Genomic DNA, 24991 nt, shown 5'->3' with positions numbered 1-24991 from the left:
AGGAGACTACCCATGACGACGCTCGGCTTCCAGCTCTACAGCGCCCGCAATTTCCAGCCCTTCAGCGGCATCTATCCCAAACTCAAGGCCGCTGGTTACGGTGAGGTCGAAGGTTACGGCGCGCTTTACGCCTCGCTTGCCGATGGCGAACTTGATGCCTTCCGTAAGGAACTCGACCAGAACCACCTCACCATGCCGACCGCGCATTTCGGCCTCGATATGATCGAGAATGATCCTGCCCGCGTCATCAAAATTGCAAAGACGCTCGGCATCGAGGCGGTCTACTGCCCCTATCTGATGCCCGACCAGCGCCCGACGGATGCGAGTGGCTGGTTCGCCTTCGGCCAGCGCCTGCAGGCCGCCGGCAAGCCGCTGCGCGATGCCGGCCTCGTCTTCGGCTGGCACAATCACGATTTCGAGTTCGCCGCATTGCCGGATGGTTCGACACCGCAGGAACAGATCTTCGCCGGCGGTCCCGAGCTCGACTGGGAGGCCGATATCGCCTGGGTTATCCGTGGCAAGGCCGATCCCTTCGCCTGGATCGAAAGCTACGGCGAGCGCATCAGCGCCGTGCATGTGAAGGACATCGCACCGGCGGGGGAAAATACCGATGAAGATGGCTGGGCCGATGTCGGCCATGGCACCGTCGACTGGAAGGGGTTGATCGCGGCGCTCAAATCCACCCGCGTCAAGCACTTCGTCGTCGAGCACGACAACCCCAAAGACATCGACCGGCTGATCACCCGCTCGATCGCATCCTTCAACACCTACTAATCCATCGCAGCAAGCAGGACATTTCCATGGCACGCGAACTCGGCGTCGGCATCATCGGATGCGGCAATATTTCCACCACCTACTTCTCGCTGGCGCCGCTGTTTCGCGGTTTGAAGGTCGTCGCCTGCGCAGATATCAACATGAATGCGGCGCAGCTGCGCGCCGAGGAATATGGCGTCAAGGCGCAGACGATTGACGAGTTGCTCGCCAATGACGAGGTCGACATCGTCGTCAACCTGACGATCCCGGACGCGCATTATCCGGTCTCCAAGCGCATCCTGGAAGCGGGCAAACACGTCTATTCGGAAAAGCCGCTGGTTCTCTCGCTCGAACAGGGCGAAGACCTGCGGGCCATCGCCAAGGCCAAGGGGCTGTCGGTCGGCTGCGCGCCGGACACCTTTCTCGGCGGCGCCCATCAGCTGGCGCGTGCCTATATCGACAAGGGCGGCATCGGCCGCGTGACGTCAGGCACCTGCCACGTGATGAGCCCCGGCATGGAGATGTGGCATCCGAATCCGGACTTCTTCTTCCTGCCCGGCGGCGGCCCGATCCTTGATCTCGGCCCCTATTACATCGCCAACCTGATCAACCTGATCGGTCCGGTGAAGCGGGTTGCAGCTCTGACCTCAATGGCCAACGAGACACGCACGATCACCAGCCAGCCGCGCAGTGGCGAAGTGATCCCGGTCAAGACACCGACCAACATCCATGCACTCCTCGAATTCCAGAACGGAGCGACCATCACGCTATCCGCCAGCTGGGATGTCTGGAGCCATCGCCACGCCAATACCGAACTCTACGGCACCGAAGGCTCGCTCTACGTGCCCGATCCGAACTTCTTCGGCGGCGTCGTGGAGGCCTCCGGCCGCAACAAGGATATCCAGCCGCTCGAAGCCTGGGACCATCCCTTCGGTCGCAACAACCAGGAAAGCCCGCAAGGGCCGCGCGCCAACTACCGCACGGCCGGCCTTGCCGACATGGCGGTCGCGATCCTCGAAGGTCGCGATGCCCGCTGCTCGCTCGATCGCACCCTGCACGGCGTCGATGTGATGGTGTCGATCCTCAAGTCCGGCGAGACGGGTGAATTCGTGACATTGTCGACAACCTGCACCCAACCGGCGGCTCTGGGTATCGACGAAGCGCAGGCTCTGCTTAGATAAGGTTCGTGTCTTAGCCCCTCATCCGGCTACCGCCACCTTCTCCCCGTTAAACGGGGAGAAGGCCAGTGCGGTCGGCGTCTTGCCCCCTTCTCCCCGCCTGCGGGGAGAAGGTCCCGGTAGGGGGATGAGGGGCAATCATGCGACCATGACCTTCTGGGAGAGAACCATCCATGACCTATACCCCCGCCGAAAACCGCTATGAGCGGATGACCTATAATCGCTGCGGCAAGAGCGGGCTGAAGCTGCCGGCGATTTCGCTCGGCCTCTGGCACAATTTCGGCAATGACACGCCGCACCAGACCAAGCTGGCGATCTGCCGCAAAGCCTTCGATCTCGGTATCACCCATTTCGATCTGGCCAACAATTACGGCCCGCCGGCAGGCTCCGCCGAGGAAGCCTTCGGCGAGATCCTGAAGACCGATTTCCATGGGCTTCGTGACGAACTGATCATCTCGTCCAAGGCCGGCTACAACATGTGGCCCGGCCCTTATGGCGAATGGGGTAGCCGCAAATATCTGATCGCCTCCTGCGACCAGAGCCTGAAGCGCATGGGTCTCGATTATGTCGACATCTTCTATTCCCACCGCTTCGACCCTGACACGCCGCTCGAGGAAACCTGCGGTGCGCTCGATCACATCGTACGCTCAGGCAGGGCGCAGTATGTTGGCATTTCCTCCTACAATTCCAAGCGCACCCGCGAGGCCCATGCCATCCTCAAAAGCCTGGGCACGCCGCTTCTCATCCACCAGCCCAGCTATTCGATGATCAATCGCTGGATCGAGGAGGACGGCCTGATCGACACGCTCGAAGACCTCGGCGTCGGCTCGATCGTCTTTTCGCCGCTGGCGCAGGGCATGCTCACGTCCAAGTATCTGAACGGCATCCCCGAGGGCACGCGTGCGGCGCAGGACAAGTCGCTCGATCCGGGCTTCCTCAACGATCGCAATATCGAAAATATCCGTGGCCTCAACCGCATCGCCGAGAAGCGCGGCCAGACGCTGGCGCAGATGGCGCTGTCCTGGGTCCTGCGCGGGGGCCATATCACCACCGCTCTGATCGGCGCATCCAAGCCGAGCCAGGTCGAGGATTGCGTCAAGGCGATCGAGACGCCCGATTTCACGGCGGAAGAGCTCGCCGAAATCGACGTCTTCGCCAGGGATGCCGACATCAACCTCTGGGCAGCGTCCGCCGAGCGCAAGGGCCCGCCACGGAAGAAGAAGTGAAGAAACACCCTGCCCTTGAGGGGGAGGGTCGGAGCGCAGCTCCGGGGTGGGGTGAGGTGTAGGAGTTTCGCGTCATAGGCTGACGTGGAACTCGCATGGATCACCCCCACCCGCCGCTTCGCGGCAACCTCCCCCCTCAAGGGGGAGGTGGACACAGCGGCCAGCGACTAATCTCCCCCTTGAGGGAGAGAACGGGATTTCAGCAGCTTAGCGTCAGCTAAGTGCTGGAAATCCCAAGAGAGGGGCTTGTCAGTCAGGCAACCCCTCTCCTGAAAAATCTAGGGCTTGAGCCTTCGGCTAAAACCCTGATTTTTCTTGCTCTCCCGCAGGGGGAGAGGCAACTGCGGAGGAGAAACCACACGCCATGATCATCAACCCCATCCTGCCGGGCTTCAATCCGGATCCGTCGATCTGCCGCGTGGGCGACGACTATTACATCGCCACCTCCACCTTCGAATGGTTCCCAGGCGTGCAGATCCACCATTCGCGCGACCTCGTGAACTGGGCGCTTGTCACCCGCCCGCTCAACCGCGCGAGCCAGCTCGACATGCGCGGCAATCCTGACAGCGGTGGCGTCTGGGCGCCGTGCCTCTCCTATGCCGATGGCCTCTTCTGGCTCGTCTATACCGACGTCAAACGCTTCGACGGCTCGTTCAAAGACGCGCACAACTACATCGTCACGGCGCCTTCGATCGAGGGCCCCTGGTCCGATCCGATCTATGTCAATTCCTCCGGCTTCGACCCCTCGCTCTTCCATGATGACGACGGGCGAAAGTGGTTCCTCAACATGCAGTGGAACCACCGTCCCGAAGCGCGCAACACCATCGGCCATGCCAAGTTCGACGGCATTCTCCTGCAGGAATGGGACCCGAAGACGAAGCGTCTCACTGGCCCGATCAAGAACATCTTCGAGGGCAGCAAACAGGGCCTGGTCGAAGGCCCACATCTCTTCAAGCGCAATGGCTGGTACTACTTGACCACCGCCGAGGGCGGCACCGGCTACGACCATGTCGTCACCATGGCGCGCTCCCGCTCGATCGACGGCCCTTACGAGATGCACCCTGCCACGCATCTCATCACCTCGAAGGACAATCCGGAGGCCGTGCTGCAACGCGCTGGCCACGGCCAGTATGTCGAGACGCCTGACGGCCAGGTCTACCACACCTATCTCTGCGGCCGCCCCATGGCGCCGAAGCGCCGCTGCACGCTCGGCCGCGAAACGGGCCTGCAGAAATGCGTCTGGAGGCAAGACGGCTGGCTCTATCTCGAACAGGGCGGCGTCGTGCCAGCCGTCGAGGTGCCGGCACCCAACGGCGCCATCAAGCGCGAGGAACCCGTCGAGATCGTCAGGACCTTCGATAGTCCCGACTTACCATCCGAATTCCAGTGGCTGCGCACGCCGCAGCCCGAGCGCCTGTTCAGCCTGACCGAGCGGGCAGGGCGCCTGCGCCTCTTCGGTCGCGAAAGCATCGGCTCCTGGTTCGAACAGTCGCTGGTCGCCCGCCGCCAGGAACATCACCGTTTTCGCGCCGAGACGCGGCTCGAGTTTTCGCCCGAAACCTATCAGCAGGTCGCGGGTCTGACGCATTACTACAACCGCTACAAGTTCCATGCGCTCGGGATTTCGACCGACGAGAAGCTCGGCCGCTCGCTGATCATCCTGTCCTGCCCGGGCAATTATCCCTCCGGCGATCTCACCTTCCCTGTTGGCATGGGCCAGCCGATCCCCGACGGCGCCATCGATCTTGCCATGGAGATCACCGACAACGACCTGCAGTTTTTCTGGCGGGCCGCAGGCGAAGGCGCATGGCAGGCCATCGGACCCGTGCTCGACGCCGGCGTCGTCTCCGACGAAGGCGGTTTCGGCGAACACGGCTCGTTTACCGGGGCGTTTGCCGGCATGTTCTGCTTCGACATCACGGGACAGGGCCGACCGGCGGATTTCGAGCGGTTCGTCTATCGGCGGGGACAAGGAAAAGTGATCCAGTAGATATCATCGTGGCCTATGTTTGAAGTCGTGCAATTTGGGCTCCAGCCATTCTGCAAGTAGGTTAACTTGGCCAATAGCCGTCTCAAGATTCTCACGCGAGACAATTAAGCAGGGGTCGTTCCAGGTGACCTCTGAATCGTTCTCTGAAAAGATATCCCGCTCATAATCACTTATGAAAATTGGTCGGGGATGCTTCTGTTTCCATTTATCTGAAAGCGTGGGCCGCATTTCGTCGATGCGACTTGCATGTTGCGCGTCATTGCGGGCCAAGACAATTTGTTCGAGGATGGCAAAATCGGAGGGACATTCATCCCAGTCCAAGCGCAGATAGTGTCCGAAACAGGTCTTGAAACCTGCGATAAAACCCTGATTCCGAAATTCGGCGCTCAACTGCGCACCGCATCTTGTACCAATGATTTTGTCCCAGGTATTTAGATAGAGCTTTAGGGACTCAGATAGCATCGAAATGCACAGACTTCCCAAGACATCTACTGACGTGTCTGCATCCATCCACTCTTCAAGGTACTGAGGCTCTCCGTCCTCGCTGTAGTACGGAATGTATGGCGCGGCACCGTTCTCGATGTTTTCTTTTTTTGCTCGAATGGCTTTGAGGCCTCGTCGTAAAAGCGAAGAATAAATTTAGTTCTCTCTTTTAAGAACCACAGTACGTCCATGCATTTGGCTCCTGTCAGAACTCTCTAGTTCGACTGAATTGCAGGGGTGAATGCGGTTTTACCCAAGCCGCGCCGCATGCCACTTCAAATGATCATCCATGAAGGTCGAAATGAAGTAGTAGGAGTGGTCGTAACGCTCGTGCATGCGCAGCGTCAGGCTGATGTCCGTGCCCTTCACCGCCTCTTCGAACTTCCACGGCGCGAGCCCGGTTTCGAGAAAACTGTCGGCCTTGCCCTGATCGATCAGGAACTCCGGGAAACGCGCGCCGTCCTCGACCAGCGCGCATGCGTCGTATTCGCGCCATTTCGTCCGGTCAGCGCCGAGATATTTCTCGAACGCATCCTGCGTCCAGTCGGCGGTCAGCGGATTGACGATCGGGGCAAAGGCCGAGCAGCTCTTGAAGCGCTGCGGGTTCTTCAGCGCAATCGTCATCGCGCCATGGCCGCCCATGGAGTGGCCGAAAATGCCCTGGCGGTCCATGTCGGCGCGAAACTGTTCGGCGATCAGGTCCGGCAGCTCTTCCGTGATGTAGGAATACATCTGGAAATGCTCTGCCCAGGGCTTTTCGGTGGCATTGAGATACATGCCCGCACCCTTGCCCATCTTCCAGTTGGTCAGTTCGTCCGGCACGTCATTGCCGCGTGGGCTGGTATCCGGGCAAACCACGATCAGGCCGAGTTCGGCCGCCAAACGGCGGTATTCGCCCTTTTCCATCACATTGGCATGGCTGCAGGTGAGCCCCGAGAGATACCAGAGCACCGGCCGCTTCTCGGTGATCGCCTGGGGCGGCACGAAGACGGCGAAGGTCATCTCGGTGCCGGTCGCTTGCGACTGGTGCGAGAAGACGCCCTGCATGCCGCCAAAGGCGGTGTTCTGGGAAAGGATGTTCATGGAAAGCTTCCTTGTCTTGGGAATGGGTCAGCCGGCCAGCGATACGGCTGCATTGACGGCGGCGGCCACCAGCACTGTGTTGAAGAAATAGGAGGTCGTCGCGTGCACGAGGTTCAGCTTGCGCATCGAGGTCGAGGTGATCACGACGTCGGAGGTCTGCGCCGTCATGCCGATGACCAGCGAAAAGTAGAGAAAGTCATGGCCACAGGGCTCGGGCGTCTGCGGAAATTCCAGGCCGCCGCGATGGGCCGCCGGCGTGCGGCGATGCGGTCGCCAATAGACATGGGCGTAATGCATGGCCGCCATGGTGTGGATCGTCAACCAGCCGAGCACGACGGCTGCGACCGCCAGAGCCAGTTCCGATATGCCGGGCTTCTCCGCGCGATTGAGCGCCAGGAACAGCGCCCCGATCGCCGCGACGATCGCGAGCGTGGTCACACCGAGAATGACGAAGGCCGGTGCATCGGCCACGTCGGCCCGCTGTTTCAGATAGGCGGGCGTGAGCCGACGAAGCCGCAGGAAGGACAGCGCCAGATAGACCGTAAAGAAGAGGATCGCCGGCAATTCGATCGTCACCGATGGTTCGTAGACCACGACGAAGGGCAGGGCGGCGAGTGCCACGGCGCCGGCCACCATGAAAGAGCGGTAGCGATGATCGAGAACGGAATTCATCATGTTTTCAAAGCGCCACGCTGCCGGCCCGCCCAGGGAGAGGGTCTACTTCTTGATCCGGCGGCAGAGCCTGTCAAGCGTTTCCAGGAAAGCCGAGCGGTCACGCGGCGAGAAGGCGGCGTTATAGCCCTTGCTCTCGCCGGTCTCGCGCAAGTGGGCTCCGAGATCGCGCATGGCGGTTGCCATGCCGATATTGGCCTTGTCGAAGATCCGCCCCGTCGGCCCGGTCACCTGTGCACCAGCGGCCACACAGCGCCCGGCCAGCGGCACGTCTGAGGTGACCACGATATCGCCTTCGCCGCAGCGCTCGGCGATCCAGTCATCGGCGGCATCGAAGGCGCCGGAGACGATGACGTTCTTCACCATCGGATCGCGCGAGGGACGCAAACCCGAATTGGCGACGAAGGTCACCGGCAGGTCATGCCGCTCGGCGACCTTCAGGATTTCCGGCTTCACCGGGCAGGCATCGGCATCGACATAGATTTCGGGCATGGGATCAGTCGTCAAAGAATCTGCGATAGTCTCGCGCCGCATGCAGGAGACGGATGAGTTCGATGCCGTCACCGGTGTCGAGCGGCTGGTAGATAATCAGGTATCGGCGGAAGGGGAAGAGGCGCATGGACGGATAGCGGTTGAATCGCCTGCTCCCGAGATGCGGACGCTCAGCCAGCAACCGGCAGCAGTCCTCAAGTTCGGATAGAAGGCGATCGGCTGCGTGTTCGTTATCAGATGCGATGAAAGCCCAGGTGGCATAAAGGTCCTCGACGAAGAGTGGCCGCCGTAGGATCAGAGCCATGGCTTACCGCCGCTTCCGAAATGCTGCGATCAGATCTTCGGCAGATTCCATCGCAACTGCGGGACCACTTTCGAGTCCGCGAGCCGCTTCGTGTTCCAGATCAGAGAGAAACTGGGCACCGTCCGCCTCGCGTTGTTCAAGCAGGTCAAGGCTGTAGCCGATGACATCGGTCGTTGAACTGAAACGACCCGATTGGACCAGTCGCTTAACCAGGGCTGCTTGTCTATCATCCAACACAATTCGGTCATGCTTCATGGCATCAACTCCTGGCGGTGGGGCAAGTGTAGCAGGTTTTGCCGCCACCAGCCACAGAGCTGGATCCCGGCGTAAACCTATCCCCGCCTGAGCATATCCACATGCGGAATGCCATCCTCCAGATATTCCTCCGAAATAACCTCGAAGTCGAGCGACCCGTAGAACTTCTGCAGATGGCTTTGCGCCGAGATCTCCATCGGCTCGCCGGGATAGCGCTTCTCGACCTCGGAAATCGCCTCGCGCATCAAGGCTTCGCCCAGTCGCTTGCCTCGGTGGTTCGGTGACACCGCGACACGGCCGATGCGGGGATGATGCTCCGGCTTGGGGCGCCAGAGCCGTGCGCAGGCCAGCAGGTCATCGCCATCCAGCAGCCTCAGATGCAGGCAGTCGATATCGTTGCCATCCAGCTCCGGATACGGGCAGTGCTGCTCGACGACAAAGACGTCGACGCGCAGCTTCAGCATGGCATAGAGGTCGACGGCGGAGAACGCGTCCATCCTTCGCACGTCGACCGTGTAAGGCACAGACATCAATAGACCACGACGCCCCTGATGCTCTCGCCCTTGTGCATCAGCTCAAAGCCCTTGTTGATGTCTTCGAGCGGCATGGTGTGGGTGATCATTGGGTCGATCTGGATCTTGCCTTCCATGTACCAGTCGACGATCTTCGGCACGTCGGTGCGGCCGCGCGCGCCGCCAAAGGCGGTGCCCATCCAGTTGCGGCCGGTGACCAGCTGGAAGGGGCGCGTCGAGATTTCCTGGCCGGCACCGGCGACGCCGATGATGACGGACTTGCCCCAGCCGCGATGCGAGCTTTCGAGCGCCTGGCGCATCACCTTGGTATTGCCGGTGCAGTCGAAGGTGTAATCGGCGCCGCCGATCAGGTCGTTGCCGCGCTTGGTCAGGTTGACGAGATAGGGCACGATGTCGTCACCGACTTCCTTCGGGTTGACAAAATGCGTCATGCCGAATTTTTCGCCCCAGGCCTTGCGATCCGGGTTGATGTCGACGCCGATGATCATGTCGGCACCGGCAAGCCGCAGCCCCTGAAGCACGTTCAGACCAATGCCGCCGAGGCCGAAGACGATGGCCGTCGAGCCGATCTCGACCTTGGCCGTGTTGATGACGGCACCGATGCCGGTCGTGACACCGCAGCCGATGTAGCAGATCTTGTCGAAGGGTGCGTCCGGGTTGACCTTGGCAACCGCAATTTCCGGCAGAACGGTGAAGTTCGAGAAGGTCGAGCAGCCCATGTAATGGTGGATCTTGTCCTTGCCGATCGAGAAGCGGCTCGTCCCATCCGGCATCACGCCCTGGCCCTGGGTTGATCGAATCGAGGTGCAGAGATTGGTCTTGCGCGAGGTGCAGGAATAACATTCGCGGCATTCCGGCGTGTAGAGCGGAATGACATGGTCGCCCTTCTTCACCGAGGTGACGCCCGGGCCGACATCGACCACGATACCCGCACCCTCATGACCGAGGATTGCCGGAAAGAGGCCCTCCGGATCGGCGCCCGAGAGGGTGAAATCATCCGTGTGACAGATGCCTGTGGCCTTTACCTCGATCAGCACTTCGCCCGCGCGCGGGCCCTCCAGCTGCACGGTCATGACTTCCAGCGGCTTGCCAGCCTGGGTGGCAACAGCGGCGCGAACGTCCATGGTGTTTCTCCCTGTTTGATTTGTCGACACAGAGTCTTGCACGGCCATGCTCCCAGGCTCAAGGGGGCAGGCCGGCTTTTGTTAATAGTCTGATTTTTCAGCCTTTCAGCCGGGTCTCGTTTCAATGAGGGGTACGTGTCTGGCCGCATCGCGGCGCATCTTGCCGGTCAGGCGCGGGTCTTCGGTCACCTCGACAAAGGTGGCGTAGGGGGTAAAACCGGAGCGGCGGTAGAAGTCGATCGCGGCCGGATGGTCGAAGTGGCAGGTGTGCAGCCACAAGCGGGTGATCGGCTTTTCCCAGGCTTTTGCCAGTGCCTCGTTCATCAGCCAGCGACCGGCCCCTTTTCCGATCGCCTCCGGCACGAGGCCGAAAAACACCAGTTCACATTCGCCCTGATTGCTGAAATCCAGTTCCAGCAGGCCGGCGGGGCGTCCATGCTTGCAGGCGGCGTAGATCTCCCGGCCCGGTTCGTTCAGTTTGCTTCGCAATTCGTCGTCGCTCATCAGCAGACGCGAGACCCACATCCAGTCTTCGCCGACCGCGCGATACAGGTCGCGATAGGTATCGAGTGCGACGTCGGTCCAGCGCACCAGCGTCATGTCCGGTGGCCCTGATGTCTCGGACAGGGTCGGCGGCGCGCGCATGTCGAGGCAGGTCACGACATTGGCGATGGTGCCGGGGGGCAGGGCGGAGTAGCCGAGCGGCAGGGGAGGATTTTCACTGTGCATGCCCCATAGGACCGGGGCCGCGCAGGCCTGTCAAGCCTTTGTCATCGCTCATGGATCAGCCGAACAGGCGCTCGCAGGCATAGATCACCGCATAGGCGTGCATGGCAAGCGCCGCATAGTAGCCGAAGCCGGTCATCAGCCGCTCTGCCGGCGTCATGGGCACCAGTTCGTCCCTGGGTTTGGCGCCCTTCGTTCTGATGAGGCTGAGCAGCGTGAAGACGACAAGTCCGATGACCAGGGTCGAGGGCGGCAGCCCGATCCGCCAGCCGGTCCACAAGATCACGCCAGTGACGCCGAAGCTCGCCAGCGCCAGCATGGTCTGGTTCTCGAAGACCTGGCGCAGAACCTGACCGCCGTCGAAGCGATATGTGGGCAGGAGGTTCAGCAGGTTGAAAGCGCCGAGAATGACCAGGAAAACGAGGATCGGCCCTTCCGTCCCGGCCGCATGGGGCAATCCGAGGACCGATTGGTGTGCTGCCACGAGGACCGGGACGAGGAAGCCGGAGACGCCGGCGCCCATGAGAGCGCAGGTCGCCACCTCGAACAGCGTGTTATAAGGCCGGCCGCCGACGGCAACGCCTCCAAGAAGCGGCACGAAGATCATGCGGGCGCTCGGATGGCCGAAGGCGCGATAAGCGATCATGTGACCGAGTTCGTGCAGCACGATGACGAGCGTGAGGAAGGTCGACATCATCAGCCCGGTCATGGTCAGGCCGAAGAAGGGCCAGAGCAGCAGCGTCGAGAGAACGACCAGCAGCGTCTGCCAGAGCGGATGTTCGAGATGCGCAAGTGCTGAACCCTGGCGTCCCTCCACATGGTCGCGCAGGGCCGCCAGTTCCCGGCGCAGCAGCAAATAGCGGAAGAGATAGAAGGCGAGGCCGCGATAGGTATCCGTCTGTTCGACGGTCACCAGACTGCCGGCGGCTGTCCGCTCGACCAGGCGCCTCTCGCTGAACCCGTCCCAGAAGGTCTGATCGAGCGTGCTGTCTGCGACGACCCTGAGCTCGCAGGAAAAGCTGCCGCCTGCCGTCATCGAGGCACGGTCGACGGCCATGGTGCGACGGCTCGGACGACCGTGGCGGTCGGGATGGCGATAGGCGAATTCGACGAGGTCTGGATGACCCTCGACAGGGGAGACGGAAATCACACTTGGATGCCAGGACGCGAGATCGCCGGCCGGCCGGGTGATGTTCCACACGTCTTCGGCACGTTCACGGATCGTCTGGCGCACACGCAGGGTTCGACGGCCGAGCGGAGCCGCCATCAGGAGCCAGAGGAGGCCCAGATTGACGGCAAGCAAAAACACTGCGGCCTGGTGCGTCGCCAAATTCCGGTCTCCCGATTGTTTGAAGGAAGGCTCAATCTAGGGGCACCGCGTTAGAAACCGGTGTAGATATTCGTTCAAATATTAGGGGTTTCTTCTGGATCTGGCCGATCAGGAACTGGGGGCGATCGCGATGGCATCGGCAGCGCGCTTTTGCTCTCGCCACAGGATGAAGAGCCCTGACCCGACGATGATCAGAATCCCCAGCCATTTGGAGAGCGTCGGAAATTCACCGAACAGCACGTAACCGAGAATCACGGCGGCGATGATCTCGAAATACTGGAAGGGCGCGAGCACCGACAGCGGCGCCAGACGGAAGGCCCGCACGACCAGCAGATGGATATAGCCCGATATCGTGCCGAGCAGGATCAGCAGGATCCAGGCAAGCGGCGAGGCCGGCAGGGACGCTACGAAATCGACATCGCCCACACGCGATCCCACCATCATCGCGAGGCCCATGAACACGGTGCCGCCGATGCCCGCCATGGTTTGCATGGTCATCGGTGAATCCGCCTCGCCGATGGCGCGGTTCAAGAACATGTAGAGCGCGTAGAGGAAGGCACAGGCAACCGGCAGCAAGGCCGTCAGGCCAAAGATCTGGTAGCTCGGCTGGATGACGATCATTGCGCCCCCGAAACCGACGGCGATCGCCGTCCACCGCCGCCAGCCGACTTTTTCTTTCAAGAACACGGCCGAGAGTGCGGTCAGGATGAAGGGTTCGACGAAATAGATGGCGAAGACATCCGCCAGGGGCATGTATTTGACCGCCATGAAGAACATCAGGCTGGCGGCCCCGTGGATCGCGCCGCGCAACAGGTTGATCCATGGCCGTCTGGCAGAGAGGGCTCCCGGTCCATAAAGCAGCACCAGCAGCGGCAGCACCGACACCATCTGGAAGAAGAAGCGATAGAAGGTGATCTGACCCGGCGACATGCCCTCGACATTCGCCATGTATTTGGCGATTGCATCCATGATTGGCAGGATCAGCATGCAGTTGGCCATCAGGACCATGCCGCGCACGGGATTGGACGGTGATGGCTGCATGGCGGGCCTTCAATATGGCTGGTGGATGGGGTGCCGAAGCACGCAGAGGCCACCAAGCACAAGCCGCCTTTGCGTTCAAGGCGATCGCCCTGGGTTTCGGCCTGCGGGAAAAAAGATGCTTCCGCTGGAAATTCTCGGGAACTTTTTTCACAGTTGTTCGTTTCCGCCCCTTTGCGATCGTCGCCGGAGACCCGTCCGACGCCGGTTTCACGCATATCCGTGGCGCGCCGACGGCGGTTGGACCTTCAATTCTGGCGTATCCTTGAATTGGGATGCGAAAGTGAGGGCCGACGGCCACCCCGGCGGGCCTTGCGACCGAAGAGGAGATGGCCGATGAGCGCCCGCAGGAATTTCGCCCGCATGACCGATTGCAGTGACGACACACTCGGTGGGCGCCTGTCTATGGCACGCGACACAGCCGGCCTATCACTCGCCGATGTCGCCAATCGGGTCGGCGTGCGCAAGGAAAGCCTGCTCTCCTGGGAGGCCGACCGGGCCGAACCACGCCCGTCCAAACTGATTGATCTCGCCGGCATCCTCGGCGTCTCGCCGATGTGGCTGATGACCGGCCTCGGCGCCGGTCCGATCGAGGAAAGCGCGGACCTGCCGCTTGAGGCACTGCGCATGCAATTGCAGAGGCTGACGGATGCCCATCAGGAATGCGGCAGGCTGATCGGCGACATCAGCCGACAGATCGACCGGTACGAGGCGAAGAATGGAGGCGAGGCTGCGCAGCGCAATCTTGATGGTCCGATGATGGGCAGGGCCTGACGCCGCCGAACCTCTCCTTTCAGTCGGCCGAGACTGTCGGTCCAAAAACCTCTTCGAAGGCTTCGCGGAGCCGCATATCGACATCAGCCATCATGACCGGCAGGCCGAGATCGACAAGGCTCGTGACGCCATAGGCAGATATCCCGCAGGGCACGATCCCGGTAAAATGGGTGAGATCCGGCTCGACATTGATCGACAGGCCGTGGAAGCTCACCCATTTGCGCAGGCGGATTCCGAGCGCTGCGATCTTGTCTTCGGCCATGCTGCCATCGGGAAGCAGGGGGCGCTCCGGCCGGCGCACCCAGACGCCGACACGATCCTCGCGGCGTTCGCCCCGGACATTCATGCTGTCCAGCGTGCGGATGACCACTTCCTCCAGCGCGGCCACATAAGCGCGCACGTCCTGGCGCCGGCGCTTGAGGTCGAGCATGACATAGGCCACCCGCTGACCCGGGCCGTGATAGGTGTATTCGCCGCCCCGACCGGTCGCGAAGACCGGAAACCGATCCGGCTCGATGAGATCCTTCGCATCGGCACTGGTGCCAGCCGTATAAAGCGGGGGGTGTTCGACCAGCCAGACCAGTTCGTCGGCCTGTCCATCCGCGATCAAGCCCACCTGCCGCTCCATCTCCGCGACCGCGTCCTCGTAAGCCACGAGTCCATCCGACACCCGCCAGCGAATGGGGGGACAGCCCTCGCGGGCGAACATGTGGTGGTCGAGCTCGGTGCGCTGCATGGGAAAACCCGCCTTCACGGACAAAGGGCGAAAAGCCTTGTTTTCCTTTTACTTGGCAAGAAACAGCCGGCAGTTCAAGGGTGTCTGACCAGCGCCCTCCCTGGGGTTATCCACCGCCCCTGACGAATTTTCAAAAATCTGTCATGGCGGGCTTGTGGACCCGGAATCCTTTTGCTACATGCACCCCCGCCGGAGCAATTCGGCAACTACCACGATGCGGTCGTGGCGGAATTGGTAGACGCGCAGCGTTGAGGTCGCTGTGGGGCAACCCGTGGAAGTTCGAGTCTTCTCGACCGCACCAAAAAAACCCGGCGCTTGCGTCGGGTTTTTTGTTTTTGCTCAGCATTTTGCTTCGATCCCTCAATCCCCGTCGTCAGGAATGTGGCTATCCACGCCGAGCGTCGTGATGAAGTTCTTCACTTTGCTCACACCTGCGACGCCGAGCACCTTGAGCTCGATCGCGCGGCTTTCCTCCGGTGTGTCGACGGCGCCGAGAAGCGTGACGGTGTGGCCGTCGACATGGATGTCGAGGCCGTTGAGGAGATCGTCGTCGAAGGTTTCCAGGGCGGTGGCGATATCCGATTCGAGCTGGTCGTCGTCCTCGCGGCCATCCGTGGTGGGGAGCACCGGATTTGCCGGCTGCGGTTCGAAACCGTCTGCATTGACCTCGTCGACGCGAAAGCCACCATTGCGCTCCTGATCGAAATTGGCGCTCGTCTCGCCATAGCCGCGATTGCCAACGGGAGCGGCTGTTGCGCCTTCGCCGTCGGCATAAGGCCAGCCGTCAACGATATTGCGCTGATCGTCGTCGCGGAATTCTTCTTCGGTGGAAAAATTGGTCTTGCGGTCGTCCTTGGCCATGGAATGGCTCCTTCATCATCAAAGATGCAGGTCAACGCCTTGGCCGGAGTTTTGTTCGCTTGGAGGCGAGGCTCAGCGGCCGGCCTTGTCCCATTTCTTTAGCAGGCGCTCGCGTTTCATGCGGGACAGCCGCTGGATCCAGAAGATGCCGTTCAACTGGTCGACTTCGTGCTGCAGGCAGATGGCGGCAAATCCGTCGAAGTTCTCGGTGAGCAGGCTCCCGTCGGCCGTCTGGTAGCGCAGCGTAATCCGGCGCGGGCGAGTCACCTCTTCGGTGAAGCCCGGCATGGAAACGCTGCCTTCGACATGGGTCATGGTCTCCTCGGACGCCTGCAGGATCTCCGGATTGACGAAATCGCGCCGTCCGCCGAGCTCCGGCAGGTCGAGCACCACGAGGCGGTCGAACATGCCGCAATGGGCCGCCGTGATGCCGACGCCCGGGGCTGCTTTCATCGTTTGGTAGAGATCGTCGAGCTTCGCTGTCAACGCTTCATCGAAGGTCGTGACAGGGGCGCAGGGCGTCTTGAGGGCGGGGTCGGGATATCTGCGGATGGCGAGCAATGTCACGTTTCAGGCTTTCGGCGGTTGGCTCTGCCCGGTCGGCTGGACCGGCTGCATGTCTCACGCTATCAGCAAGCGGCGGGCTTTGCACAGGCATTGCGTCTTTCGGCTATCTGATTGTTGACATGAGTATTTTTGCCGCCATTCTCCCGAACGGCGAACCGAGGCTTCAAAGCAGGCGAGGGCGGGCAGATGACTGAGACCGAAGGGGATATCCTCGACCGCCCGGTGGCCGATGAGGTCCAGGCCGACATTTATGACGACGAAGGCTATATCCGTCACGACTTCCTGACGATGGTCGGAGCGGCAATTGCCGATCGCGACGTGCTGTTTCTGCGGCAGCACGTGTCGAAGCTGCACGAATCGGAACTCGGTGACCTGATCGAGGCGATCCAGCCGGACCAGCGTCTGGCGATGATCCGCCTGCTCGGCGACGATTTCGACATGACGGCGCTGACCGAGGTCGACGAAGCGATCCGCATGCAGATCGTCGACCAGATGCCGAACGAGCAGATCGCCGCTGCCATCGGCGATCTCGATTCGGACGATGCCGTCTACATTCTCGAAGACCTCGACGACGAGGACCGGGAAGAGATCCTCGCGCAGCTGCCGTTTACCGAGCGGGTGCGCCTGCGCCGTGCGCTCGACTATCCGGAAAGCTCCGCCGGTCGCCGCATGCAGACGGAATTCGTCGCGGTGCCACCGTTCTGGACGGTCGGCCAGACGATCGACTACATGCGCGACGAAGAGGATCTGCCGGAGAGTTTTACCCAGATCTTCGTCATCGATCCGACCTTCAAGCTGCTCGGGGCGGTAAAGCTCGATGCCATCCTGCGCACCAAGCGGCAGGTGAAGATCGAGTCGATCATGCACGAGACGAACCACCCGATCCCGGCCGAAATGGACCAGGAGGAGGCGGCGCAGGTCTTCGAGCAATACGACCTTCTGTCAGCTGCGGTCGTTGATGAAAACGAACGCCTCGTCGGCGTACTCACCATCGACGACGTGGTCGACGTGATCCAGGAAGAGGCGGAGGAAGACTTGCTGCGCCTCGGTGGCGTCGGTGACGAAGAGCTGTCGGACAGCGTGTTCGCGATCTCGCGTTCGCGCGTGCCATGGCTTGCCATCAACCTTGTCACGGCCTTCATGGCGGCCTCGGTCATCTCGCTGTTCGAGGCGACCATCGAGCAGATCGTCGCCCTTGCGATCCTGATGCCGATTGTCGCCGGCATGGGGGGCAATGCCGGCTCGCAGACCATGACCGTCACCGTCAGGGCGCTTGCCACCCGCGATCTCGACATTCACAACGCGTTTCGCGTCGTGCGCCGCGAAGCGGGTGTCGGTCTGATCAACGGCATCCTGTTCGGCTGTACGGTCGGCCTGGTCGCGGGTCTCTGGTTTCAGGACGTCTCGATCGGCGGGCTGATCACCACGGCTATGCTCATCAATATGTTCGCAGCCGCCATGGCCGGCATCACGATCCCGATGATCCTGAGCCGCGCCGGCGCGGATCCGGCCGTGTCTTCAGCGGTCTTCGTCACGGCCATCACGGACACCACGGGCTTCTTCTCGTTCCTTGGTCTGGCCACCTGGTGGTTCATGTAACCACGGCTAAAATTGACTTGTACGTAAAAGTCAATAATATGTCCCCTCGCATAGGGACGGACGAGACGTGAAGAAGTATTATAGCATTACAGAACTGACACGGGAATTCGGCGTTTCCACGCGCACGCTCCGCTTCTACGAAGACGAAGGTCTCATTCATCCGGAGCGGCGCGGCCGCACGCGTCTCTACCGGGCCGCCGACCGGCGCCTGCTGCAGGAAATCCTGCGTGGCCGACGTATCGGCTTCACGATCAACGAAATCCGCGAGATCGTCCACGTCTACAAGGAGCCGCCCGGCGAGATCGGTCAGCTCAAGCTGATGATGAAGAAGATCGATGAGAAGCGCGAAGACCTGCGTCAGAAGCGCCGCGACATCGACGAAACCCTGACCGAACTCGACCAGGCCGAAGAAGCGTGTCTGACGCGGCTTGTCGAAATCGGCGTCGGCACCTGACCCTGGCGACCGGATGCTGACGCGTGTGCGTCAGATCCAGCGGCGCGTCCGCTTGCAATAACACTCGTAGTCGAAACCGAAGCGTTGTTCGAGGTGCTGTTCCTCGCAACGGATGATCGACCATTGTGCCGTCATTGCCGCGATAAGGGCTGCGGGCAGGAACCAGGCGCTGGAGATGATCAGGCCGAGCGACAGCGTCAGCAGCGTATATCCGAGATAGATCGGATTGCGCGAGAAGCGGAACGGCCCGCAGGTGACCAGGTGACGGGCACAGCCCGTGCCGAGCACCGCCGTCTGTCGCTCCATCAGCGTCTTCACCGCCCAGATGTCGAGGCTGACGGCCAGCAGCGCCAAGGCGAAACCGATGATCGGCAGAAGCACCGGGTTGGGCGCGACGAGTGGCATCGGTGCCACCAGCCGGTCTGCGGCCAGGGCCAGGGCGATGGCGGCGCCGTAGATCAGCGGCGGCCAGGGATAACGTAGTGGTTTCGCACGGTAGGCATTCATGATGAATTTCCCCGTCACGGTGTGGTCTGGACCTTGGCCGTGCATTCGGAGGCCAGTGCCAGGATACGTTCATCCTGATCCGGCAAGATTGCGCCAGACTGGAGCGGATCGAGGAGGTTCTGGCTCTGCAGCTTGTCCAGTGTGCAGGCGCAGAAGGCCTGGCAGATGGCAGCCGTGTTGCCCTGTTGCCGGCAGGCTGGTTCGCAGCTGCCGATATAGGATTCGATCGGATCCGGCGCCGGCGGCGGAATGATGTGGCTCGCAGCAAAGACCAATGCGATCAGCACCGGCTGGTGCAGCAGATAGACGGTCAGCGAATGCCGACCGGCCCAACGCAGCCAGGCGGGACCATCCGGCAGGCGCGACAGGCGCGGCAGCAGGCCCTGATCGACCAGCAGACGGGCAATCGCAATCCCGATCAGCAGCGCCCCGATCCAGGGAAAGAGCGGGACATAATCATTCGAACGCGGCAAATTCTCCGACAAGCCTGCAAACCAGAGGAACGGTGTGTCGAAGGCTGTCGACCGGAAGAAACCCGGCAGCAGCAGTGCTGCCCCTGCGACAAGCAGTGTCACGATCACCGGAAGTCTCAGGAACAAGAGCCCGATAAGGCTTGCGAGCGCGATGCAATGCAGGATGCCGAAGAAAATCCATCCCTCCGGCGTGAACCAAAAAGTGGCTGCGGAAATCGCGAGAGCCGCACCGAGGATGACCGCGAAGCGGCGCAGGAAAGCGTTCAGCCGCAGCGTTGGATAATGGGCAAGCACCAGGCTGAAGCCCGCCAGAAAGAGGAATGTCGAAGCGATCGAGCGGGCGTAGATCCGCAAGAAGCCTTCGGTCGATGTGCCCGGCGCCAGATAGCCGAAGAATTCAAGATCCCAGCTGAAGTGATAGGTCGCCATGGCGATGAGCGCCAGACCACGCAAGGCGTCGAGCCAGAGCAAGCGATGCTTCGGGCGAGGGCTGTCCGAGGCTGGAGTGGCGTTGTCCGGAATGCTGTCTGGCACGCGTCATCCTCTCTGGTCGTCGGTCGCCGCGTCTGATGCGGGCTGCGTTCGAGGCGGTGCCTCATCGCCAAAGGCGGCGATTTCATGGCCGCAAAGCCATTGTCCCCGTTCTCCCCAGCAGGCTTACCCTCTCAATCGGCTGGGTCGGCCAGCAGCGCGAGGCGAGCCTCGGAGAAGAACTGGCGTCTGATCAGCACGACAAAGACGGTGGCCGATGACAGCATGAAGATCCACGGGCTGACGAACCAGCCGAGATAACCGATCGAGTAGAAGATCGCCCGCAGTCCCATGTTGAAATGGCTGGCTGCGATGATGTTCATCCGGATGGTGCGTTCTGCTGCGGCGCGCGCGCGGGCGGGATGCTGGCGGGCCTCTTCCGCCATCGGGATCGCACCGAATAGAATGGTGCAATAGTTGAACAGCCGGTAGGACCAGCCGAACTTGAAGAAGGAATAGGCAAAGAGCGCGATCAGACCGCAGACCTTGAGTTCGAAGATCGCCCGACCGCCCTGCATGATGAAGGGGATGTCCTTGAGGATCGCGTCCACCTGTTCGGTCGCGCGCAGCAGGGCAAAGCAGCCGCCAATGGCGAAGATGGTGGTCGAGGCGAAAAATGCCGTGCCGTTCTGCAATCCGCCCATGATCTGTGTGTCGATCATTTTCAGGTCGCGGTTAAGCGAATTGAGGATCCATTCCTGTCGCCGCTCTGCCATGGCTTTGGTCAGGCTGGTGCGCGACAGGATGCGTCGGCTGCCGGTGATCCAGGAATAGGAGATCCACAGCAGGGCAAACAGCGCCAAGGCGGCATAGTCGGCGACGGTCATGGAAACGAATCCCCTTTCTGATCGTAGGCGGCATTATCCCGTCCTTCTCCCAGTCCACAACGGAAATTAACCAAGGCCCAAGGCTTTGGACCGAATTGGGGCGGGGTGGGGCGTGTTGCTGTTAACATTTGGCAGCGTTATCCCATTGAAATATCACATATCCATGCGCACAGCGCATGCCTGGGTCGCAATATGCGCCATGCTTTTGCCATTTTTGCAGTTGCGAAGCCGGCCGAATTTTAATAGATGATGGGCCATAAAGCGGTCGGGGGACGGCTTTAAACACCACGTGGCTTCATCTGGAGTTTCCATGGAAAGCAGTTTCCAGAAGTCGTGTTGGGGTGTCACATTTCGTGCTCTGATGGGGTTCGCCGGCGTTCTTTGCCTGGCCTATCTGTTCGGCAGCATCTGATACCTCGCATGCAAGAATCCCAAACAGCGCGATCGTCTCGGTCGCGCTGTTTGCGTTTGAGGACCACCGACACCATCTCAGTCATGTCGCGGCCATGAAAGCCGATGTCGATTGCAAGGCGCATTCGTGCTAGGCGATGCTCTAGCCTTTGCGCTTTCATGACCGCATGCGAGGAGCCCCATGTTTCTTTCGGTTTTCGACGTGTTCAAGATCGGCGTCGGCCCCTCGAGTTCCCACACCATGGGTCCGATGACGGCCGCCAACCGGTTTCTCGACCTGATCCTCTCCGACCAGTGGCCGCGCCCGGCGGGTGCCCATGTGGCGGCGCTGAAAGCCAGCCTGCACGGCTCGCTTGCCTATACCGGCATTGGCCACGGAACCGGCAATGCGGTGATCATCGGGCTGATGGGGGAGGCGCCCGACAGCATCGATCCCGATCGCATGGACGGCATCATCGCCGAGGTCGAACGTTCAGGCCGCGTCACGCCATCAGGCCATCCCGCCTATCACTTCCAGCCGAAAGACGATCTCGTCTACGACAAGAAGACGCCGCTCTCCGGCCATGCCAACGGCATGCGGCTCTCGGCGCTCGACAAGGACGGCCGCGTCCTGCTCACCCAGATCTACTATTCGATCGGCGGCGGTTTCGTGGTGACGGACACCGAATTGCTGGCCCTGCAGAAGCAGAAGAAGCAGGCGTCGAGCCAGAAGGTGCCCTATCCCTTCGCTTCGGCGAAGGAAATGCTGGCCATGGCCGCATCCTCTGGCCTGACCATCGCCCAGATGAAACGGGCGAACGAGGAAGCCGTGCGCTCGCGCGAAGAACTCGATGCCGGTCTCGACCGGATCTGGGATGCGATGCTGAGCTGCATCGACCGGGGCCTGCGCCAGGACGGCCAGCTTCCGGGTGGGTTGAAGGTGCGCCGCCGCGCCAAGTCGATCCACGACCAGCTGCAGGAGGAATGGCGCTCCAACCGGCTCAATCCGGTTCTCGCCAATGACTGGCTGTCTGTCTATGCCATGGCCGTCAACGAGGAAAATGCGGCCGGTGGCCGTGTCGTGACTTCGCCGACCAATGGAGCGGCCGGCGTCGTACCTGCCACCATCCGCTATTATCTGCATTTCCATCCCGATGCCGATCAACAAGGCATTCGCGACTACCTGCTGACGGCCGCCGCCATCGGCGGGATCATCAAGCACAATGCCTCGATTTCGGGTGCGGAAGTCGGCTGTCAGGGTGAGGTGGGCTCGGCCTCGGCCATGGCCGCCGCCGGTCTCGCCGCCGTCATGGGCGGCACGCCGGAGCAGATCGAGAATGCCGCGGAAATCGCGCTTGAGCACCATCTCGGCATGACCTGCGATCCGGTCGCCGGCCTCGTCCAGGTGCCGTGTATCGAGCGCAACGCGCTCGGCGCCGTGAAAGCCGTCACCGCCGCCTCGCTGGCGCTGAAGGGGGACGGCCAGCATTTCGTGCCGCTCGACGCCGCCATCGAGACCATGCGCCAGACCGGCAATGACATGAACGAGAAATACAAGGAAACCTCGCTCGGCGGGCTGGCCGTCAACGTCGTGGAGTGTTGACGCGGGCAGGGGCTTTGCACCTGTCCTGAAACGCCTCCGTCGTCATCCTCGGGCTTGTCCCGAGGATCTACAGCGTCGGCCACTGGCTCGACGTCGGACGTCGCATACCCAGCCGTCGTCCTGCGAATGGCCGCCCTCCGCGGATCCTCGGGACAAGCCCGAGGATGACGAACAGCCGCCCTTTCTCCCTCTAAACTGTTGAGCACCGCTCGCCTGCGACACCCTTGCCCTTGACCCTGAGGTCAGACCCGCTATCCCGGAGGGCATGGCATTGCATCTCCTCAAGCTCTGTGTCGGAGCCGACTCCATCGACGACCTGCGCGACTGGGTCGCCGAACGCTGCCTCGTCGCGGTTGCGGCGGGCATGGAGCCGCATTCCTCGCATGTCACCCGCATGGTGCCGAAGCGCATGGACGAATTGCTCGATGGCGGTTCGCTCTACTGGATCATCAAGGGCCAGCTCTCTGCTCGGCAGAAGCTCCTCGACATCAAGACCTTCACCGGCGGCGACGGCATCTCGCGTTGCGAGCTTATCCTCGGCCCCGAGGTCATCGAAGTGGCGCCTGCACCGCGTCGGCCCTTCCAGGGCTGGCGTTATCTCGATGCCGATGTCGCCCCGCGCGACCTCTCGGCGTCGGGCGCCAATATCGAGGATATGCCCGACGACCTGAAGCGGGAACTGGCCGAACTCGGACTGCTGTGAGTTCACACACACGCGGTCCGCTCCGGCACATCGTGTGATGCGCCAGCCTCCGGGGCTACCGTCTCAGGACCTCGGGGGGGATCGCAGACAGATACACTGCTGTTGTGTTCCTTCTGTAGCGTCTTGCCGGCCGCTGTCGTTTGCAGCGGCTGAGGGCGGCCTTTGCAGATAAGTGGGTCGGGCCATCGGCCATCGAAAGGTCCGAATTCAGCGTCATGGCCGATCGCGGGAGAGGCTGTTGGGGTGTTGGGGATTTTGATGGGCAGACGTGACGATATTGGCCAGACCGCCGAGGGATCCGTGCGGCCGCGGCCGCGCTGGCAAAAGATCGTGTTGCGCGTCGGTCTTTCGGTCGCCGGTGCTGCCGCTCTCTTTGGCGCCTATGTCGGCATTCTCATTTTCTCGGGCAATTTTCACGAAGTCATCCCAGGGCGCTTCTACCGGTCTGCCCAGCTGTCTGGCGCGCGCCTGGGCGAGGAGATCGACCGCTACAAGATCAAGACTGTGATCAACCTGCGCGGCGCAAGCACGGGCAAGAGCTGGTATGACGACGAATTGCGGGCGACCGAAGCGCATGGCGCGACGCATGTCGATTTCGGCATGTCGGCGCGCAAGGACCTGACGCCGGAGCGGACCCAGGAGCTGCTGACTTTGCTCAAGACCGCCGAGCAGCCGATCCTCGTCCACTGCATGTCCGGCGCCGATCGCACCGGTCTCGCCTCCGTCATCTTTTTGCAGCAGGTCGCGGGTGTCGACGAGGAGGTGGCCGAATGGCAGCTCTCGCCGATCTACGGCCACATCAATCTCCCCTTCCTCGCGGCGTATGCGATGGACGACACCTGGGAGAGGCTGGAAAAGGTCATCGGCCTGGACAGTTGATCAGGAGATCTGCGCTTTTCAGCTGGCAAGTCCTGCGGTTCGCACTCCGATGTCTTTTTCCGGCAAAGCCTGGATTTGGCCCGGCCATGACGACAAGTCGCGTCACGGATCCATGCCGTCAAACCATCTCTTTTAGTTTCGCGGACAAAACGACCGCAGCCATCCGAATATCCTCTTCGATGTAGGTTCGAACAGCGAATCCGTCGCCTTGCTCCAGTGCTGCAACGATTTTGCGATGCGCGTCATTCGATTGCGGGATGTAGGCATCGGATTGCATCAGCAAGTTCAGGTATGGCCCGACACGGCCCCAGAGATCCTGGATGATGTTGAGCATGATCGGCGCTTTGGCATGGTTGTAAATGGCGAAATGAAAGGCTTCGTTCATCGCCAGGTAAGACGCGGAATCACCGGCTCTCACGGCGCGATCCATTCCCGACAGCAAGACTTGAATTTCTGCCAGACCCGCCGCCGGCATGCGAGAGGCCGCTCTTTCGCCGGCGGTGCCCTCGACCGCGATGCGGAGATCGGTCAGTTCGCCAAAGGCGGCGTCAGAAAGCAGGGGCACGATAATCGAGCGATTGTCTTTCATCTCGAGCGCACGCTCTGCAACCAGCCGCTGCAAGGCCTCCCGAATCGGCGTTGTCGAGATCCCGTACAGGTCTGCCAGTTTTCGGATCACCAGCGTTTGCCCGGGATTGAAGGTTCCCGAGATCAGCCCCTGCCGTAGCGCGGCATACGCCCTGTCGTTCAGTGTTTCGTGGGTGAGTTTCAGCATTCAGTTCTTCCGACGAGACCCAAAAGAGGGACAACTTGAACTAAAGATGCCGGTCCATCAACTCCGAAGAGTTCAATCCATGGCATACGGAGCGAACCAGCCGGAGAACTTTGGCCGACACAGGT

At 61.4% G+C, this 24991-nt stretch carries 29 protein-coding genes and 1 tRNA gene; 12 read left to right on the top strand and 18 right to left on the bottom strand.

Translation table 11 applies throughout. The features are described 5' to 3' along the window. Window positions 1–12 precede the first annotated feature (12 nt). The 4 genes from DMY87_RS06780 to DMY87_RS06765 all read left to right on the top strand — a co-directional run bounded on the left by DMY87_RS06780 (window position 13) and on the right by DMY87_RS06765 (window position 5147). Window positions 13–774 (top strand): sugar phosphate isomerase/epimerase family protein, encoded by a 762-nt coding sequence (locus DMY87_RS06780; protein ID WP_110790548.1) that lies wholly within the window; start codon window positions 13–15, stop codon window positions 772–774. A 26-nt stretch (window positions 775–800) separates the two neighbouring features. Then, window positions 801–1934, top strand: coding sequence for a Gfo/Idh/MocA family protein (locus DMY87_RS06775; RefSeq protein WP_110790547.1), 1134 nt, complete (start codon window positions 801–803; stop codon window positions 1932–1934). Window positions 1935–2104: 170 nt separating this feature from the next. Next, the gene (gene mgrA, locus DMY87_RS06770; protein WP_110790546.1) at window positions 2105–3157 is read left to right on the top strand and encodes an L-glyceraldehyde 3-phosphate reductase; all 1053 of its coding nucleotides are present in this window, start codon (window positions 2105–2107) and stop codon (window positions 3155–3157) included. Window positions 3158–3521: 364 nt separating this feature from the next. After that, window positions 3522–5147 (top strand): glycoside hydrolase family 43 protein, encoded by a 1626-nt coding sequence (locus DMY87_RS06765; protein WP_110790545.1) that lies wholly within the window; start codon window positions 3522–3524, stop codon window positions 5145–5147. A 3-nt stretch (window positions 5148–5150) separates the two neighbouring features. On the opposite strand, the gene DMY87_RS06760 is transcribed toward DMY87_RS06765, so the two are convergent. From DMY87_RS06760 to DMY87_RS06710, 11 genes are all read right to left on the bottom strand, one after another. After that, complete coding sequence (locus DMY87_RS06760; RefSeq protein ID WP_110790544.1) at window positions 5151–5657, bottom strand: hypothetical protein; 507 nt, start codon at window positions 5655–5657, stop codon at window positions 5151–5153. Window positions 5658–5879: 222 nt separating this feature from the next. Beyond that, on the bottom strand, window positions 5880–6713 hold the full coding sequence (fghA, locus tag DMY87_RS06755) for an S-formylglutathione hydrolase (RefSeq protein WP_110790543.1): 834 nt from the start codon (window positions 6711–6713) through the stop codon (window positions 5880–5882). 27 nt (window positions 6714–6740) lie between these two features. Further along, on the bottom strand, window positions 6741–7388 hold the full coding sequence (locus tag DMY87_RS06750) for a DUF1345 domain-containing protein (RefSeq protein WP_110790542.1): 648 nt from the start codon (window positions 7386–7388) through the stop codon (window positions 6741–6743). 42 nt (window positions 7389–7430) lie between these two features. Next, window positions 7431–7877 (bottom strand): YaiI/YqxD family protein, encoded by a 447-nt coding sequence (locus DMY87_RS06745; protein ID WP_110790541.1) that lies wholly within the window; start codon window positions 7875–7877, stop codon window positions 7431–7433. Window positions 7878–7881: 4 nt separating this feature from the next. Beyond that, window positions 7882–8181 (bottom strand): type II toxin-antitoxin system RelE/ParE family toxin, encoded by a 300-nt coding sequence (locus tag DMY87_RS06740; RefSeq protein ID WP_110790540.1) that lies wholly within the window; start codon window positions 8179–8181, stop codon window positions 7882–7884. Window positions 8182–8184: 3 nt separating this feature from the next. Then, complete coding sequence (locus DMY87_RS06735) at window positions 8185–8436, bottom strand: ribbon-helix-helix domain-containing protein (RefSeq protein WP_110790539.1); 252 nt, start codon at window positions 8434–8436, stop codon at window positions 8185–8187. A gap of 77 nt (window positions 8437–8513) precedes the next feature. Then, on the bottom strand, window positions 8514–8966 hold the full coding sequence (locus DMY87_RS06730; protein ID WP_205908150.1) for a GNAT family N-acetyltransferase: 453 nt from the start codon (window positions 8964–8966) through the stop codon (window positions 8514–8516). Continuing rightward, window positions 8966–10093, bottom strand: coding sequence for an S-(hydroxymethyl)glutathione dehydrogenase/class III alcohol dehydrogenase (locus DMY87_RS06725; RefSeq protein ID WP_110790537.1), 1128 nt, complete (start codon window positions 10091–10093; stop codon window positions 8966–8968). The genes DMY87_RS06730 and DMY87_RS06725 overlap by 1 nt, the downstream gene beginning before the upstream one ends. Before the next feature lie 105 nt (window positions 10094–10198). Then, complete coding sequence (locus DMY87_RS06720; RefSeq protein ID WP_110790536.1) at window positions 10199–10822, bottom strand: GNAT family N-acetyltransferase; 624 nt, start codon at window positions 10820–10822, stop codon at window positions 10199–10201. A 55-nt stretch (window positions 10823–10877) separates the two neighbouring features. After that, window positions 10878–12149: a zinc metalloprotease gene (locus DMY87_RS06715; protein ID WP_110790535.1), complete on the bottom strand. Its 1272-nt coding sequence runs from the start codon at window positions 12147–12149 to the stop codon at window positions 10878–10880. A gap of 108 nt (window positions 12150–12257) precedes the next feature. Then, complete coding sequence (locus DMY87_RS06710) at window positions 12258–13190, bottom strand: DMT family transporter (RefSeq protein ID WP_110790534.1); 933 nt, start codon at window positions 13188–13190, stop codon at window positions 12258–12260. Between DMY87_RS06710 and DMY87_RS24020 the strand changes: the two genes are divergently transcribed. After that, on the top strand, window positions 13181–13456 hold the full coding sequence (locus DMY87_RS24020; protein WP_133253006.1) for a hypothetical protein: 276 nt from the start codon (window positions 13181–13183) through the stop codon (window positions 13454–13456). The two genes, DMY87_RS06710 and DMY87_RS24020, sit on opposite strands and share 10 nt — an antisense overlap. 67 nt (window positions 13457–13523) lie before the next feature. Beyond that, window positions 13524–13961 (top strand): helix-turn-helix domain-containing protein, encoded by a 438-nt coding sequence (locus DMY87_RS06705; RefSeq protein WP_110790533.1) that lies wholly within the window; start codon window positions 13524–13526, stop codon window positions 13959–13961. Window positions 13962–13980: 19 nt separating this feature from the next. Here the strand turns inward: DMY87_RS06705 and lipB are convergent, their stop codons facing one another. After that, complete coding sequence (gene lipB, locus DMY87_RS06700) at window positions 13981–14697, bottom strand: lipoyl(octanoyl) transferase LipB (protein ID WP_110790985.1); 717 nt, start codon at window positions 14695–14697, stop codon at window positions 13981–13983. A 216-nt stretch (window positions 14698–14913) separates the two neighbouring features. On the opposite strand from lipB, the gene DMY87_RS06695 reads away from it, so the two are divergent. Then, window positions 14914–14998 (top strand) — tRNA-Leu (locus DMY87_RS06695). A gap of 59 nt (window positions 14999–15057) precedes the next feature. Here the strand turns inward: DMY87_RS06695 and DMY87_RS06690 are convergent. Together DMY87_RS06690 and DMY87_RS06685 are read right to left on the bottom strand one after the other, a co-directional pair. Continuing rightward, the gene (locus DMY87_RS06690; protein WP_110790532.1) at window positions 15058–15558 is read right to left on the bottom strand and encodes a BON domain-containing protein; all 501 of its coding nucleotides are present in this window, start codon (window positions 15556–15558) and stop codon (window positions 15058–15060) included. Between the two features lie 72 nt (window positions 15559–15630). After that, window positions 15631–16125 carry a peptide deformylase gene (locus DMY87_RS06685; protein ID WP_110790531.1) on the bottom strand — a complete coding sequence of 165 codons (495 nt, stop codon included), beginning with the start codon at window positions 16123–16125 and terminating at the stop codon, window positions 15631–15633. A 186-nt stretch (window positions 16126–16311) separates the two neighbouring features. Here DMY87_RS06685 and mgtE point away from each other — a divergent pair, with 186 nt between their 5' ends. Together mgtE and DMY87_RS06675 are read left to right on the top strand one after the other, a co-directional pair. After that, window positions 16312–17724, top strand: coding sequence for a magnesium transporter (mgtE, locus tag DMY87_RS06680; protein ID WP_110790530.1), 1413 nt, complete (start codon window positions 16312–16314; stop codon window positions 17722–17724). A 67-nt stretch (window positions 17725–17791) separates the two neighbouring features. Continuing rightward, window positions 17792–18178, top strand: coding sequence for a MerR family transcriptional regulator (locus DMY87_RS06675; RefSeq protein ID WP_110790529.1), 387 nt, complete (start codon window positions 17792–17794; stop codon window positions 18176–18178). 30 nt (window positions 18179–18208) lie between these two features. Here DMY87_RS06675 and DMY87_RS06670 read toward each other — a convergent pair whose 3' ends face one another. From DMY87_RS06670 to DMY87_RS06660, 3 genes are all read right to left on the bottom strand, one after another. Then, the gene (locus DMY87_RS06670) at window positions 18209–18685 is read right to left on the bottom strand and encodes a methyltransferase family protein (RefSeq protein WP_110790528.1); all 477 of its coding nucleotides are present in this window, start codon (window positions 18683–18685) and stop codon (window positions 18209–18211) included. Between the two features lie 14 nt (window positions 18686–18699). Continuing rightward, a complete protein-coding gene (locus DMY87_RS06665) occupies window positions 18700–19692 on the bottom strand; it encodes a heparan-alpha-glucosaminide N-acetyltransferase (protein WP_245408844.1) in 993 nt (330 codons plus the stop codon). A 131-nt stretch (window positions 19693–19823) separates the two neighbouring features. Next, on the bottom strand, window positions 19824–20516 hold the full coding sequence (locus DMY87_RS06660) for a DUF599 domain-containing protein (protein WP_110790527.1): 693 nt from the start codon (window positions 20514–20516) through the stop codon (window positions 19824–19826). A gap of 592 nt (window positions 20517–21108) precedes the next feature. Here DMY87_RS06660 and DMY87_RS06655 point away from each other — a divergent pair. The 3 genes from DMY87_RS06655 (at window position 21109) to DMY87_RS06645 (ending at window position 24091) form a co-directional block, all read left to right on the top strand. Further along, complete coding sequence (locus tag DMY87_RS06655; RefSeq protein WP_110790526.1) at window positions 21109–22509, top strand: L-serine ammonia-lyase; 1401 nt, start codon at window positions 21109–21111, stop codon at window positions 22507–22509. Between the two features lie 265 nt (window positions 22510–22774). After that, a complete protein-coding gene (locus tag DMY87_RS06650; RefSeq protein WP_110790525.1) occupies window positions 22775–23212 on the top strand; it encodes a DUF1489 family protein in 438 nt (145 codons plus the stop codon). Window positions 23213–23470: 258 nt separating this feature from the next. Further along, on the top strand, window positions 23471–24091 hold the full coding sequence (locus DMY87_RS06645; protein ID WP_110790524.1) for a tyrosine-protein phosphatase: 621 nt from the start codon (window positions 23471–23473) through the stop codon (window positions 24089–24091). Window positions 24092–24209: 118 nt separating this feature from the next. On the opposite strand, the gene DMY87_RS06640 is transcribed toward DMY87_RS06645, so the two are convergent. Continuing rightward, window positions 24210–24866 (bottom strand): GntR family transcriptional regulator, encoded by a 657-nt coding sequence (locus DMY87_RS06640; RefSeq protein WP_110790523.1) that lies wholly within the window; start codon window positions 24864–24866, stop codon window positions 24210–24212. Window positions 24867–24991 lie beyond the last annotated feature (125 nt).

It is taken from the genome of Peteryoungia wuzhouensis, assembly GCF_003205195.1.
Lineage (GTDB): Bacteria > Pseudomonadota > Alphaproteobacteria > Rhizobiales > Rhizobiaceae > Allorhizobium > Allorhizobium wuzhouense.
Note: the sequence above shows the minus strand (reverse complement) of the source record. Positions and strands in the feature narration are given on the sequence as shown.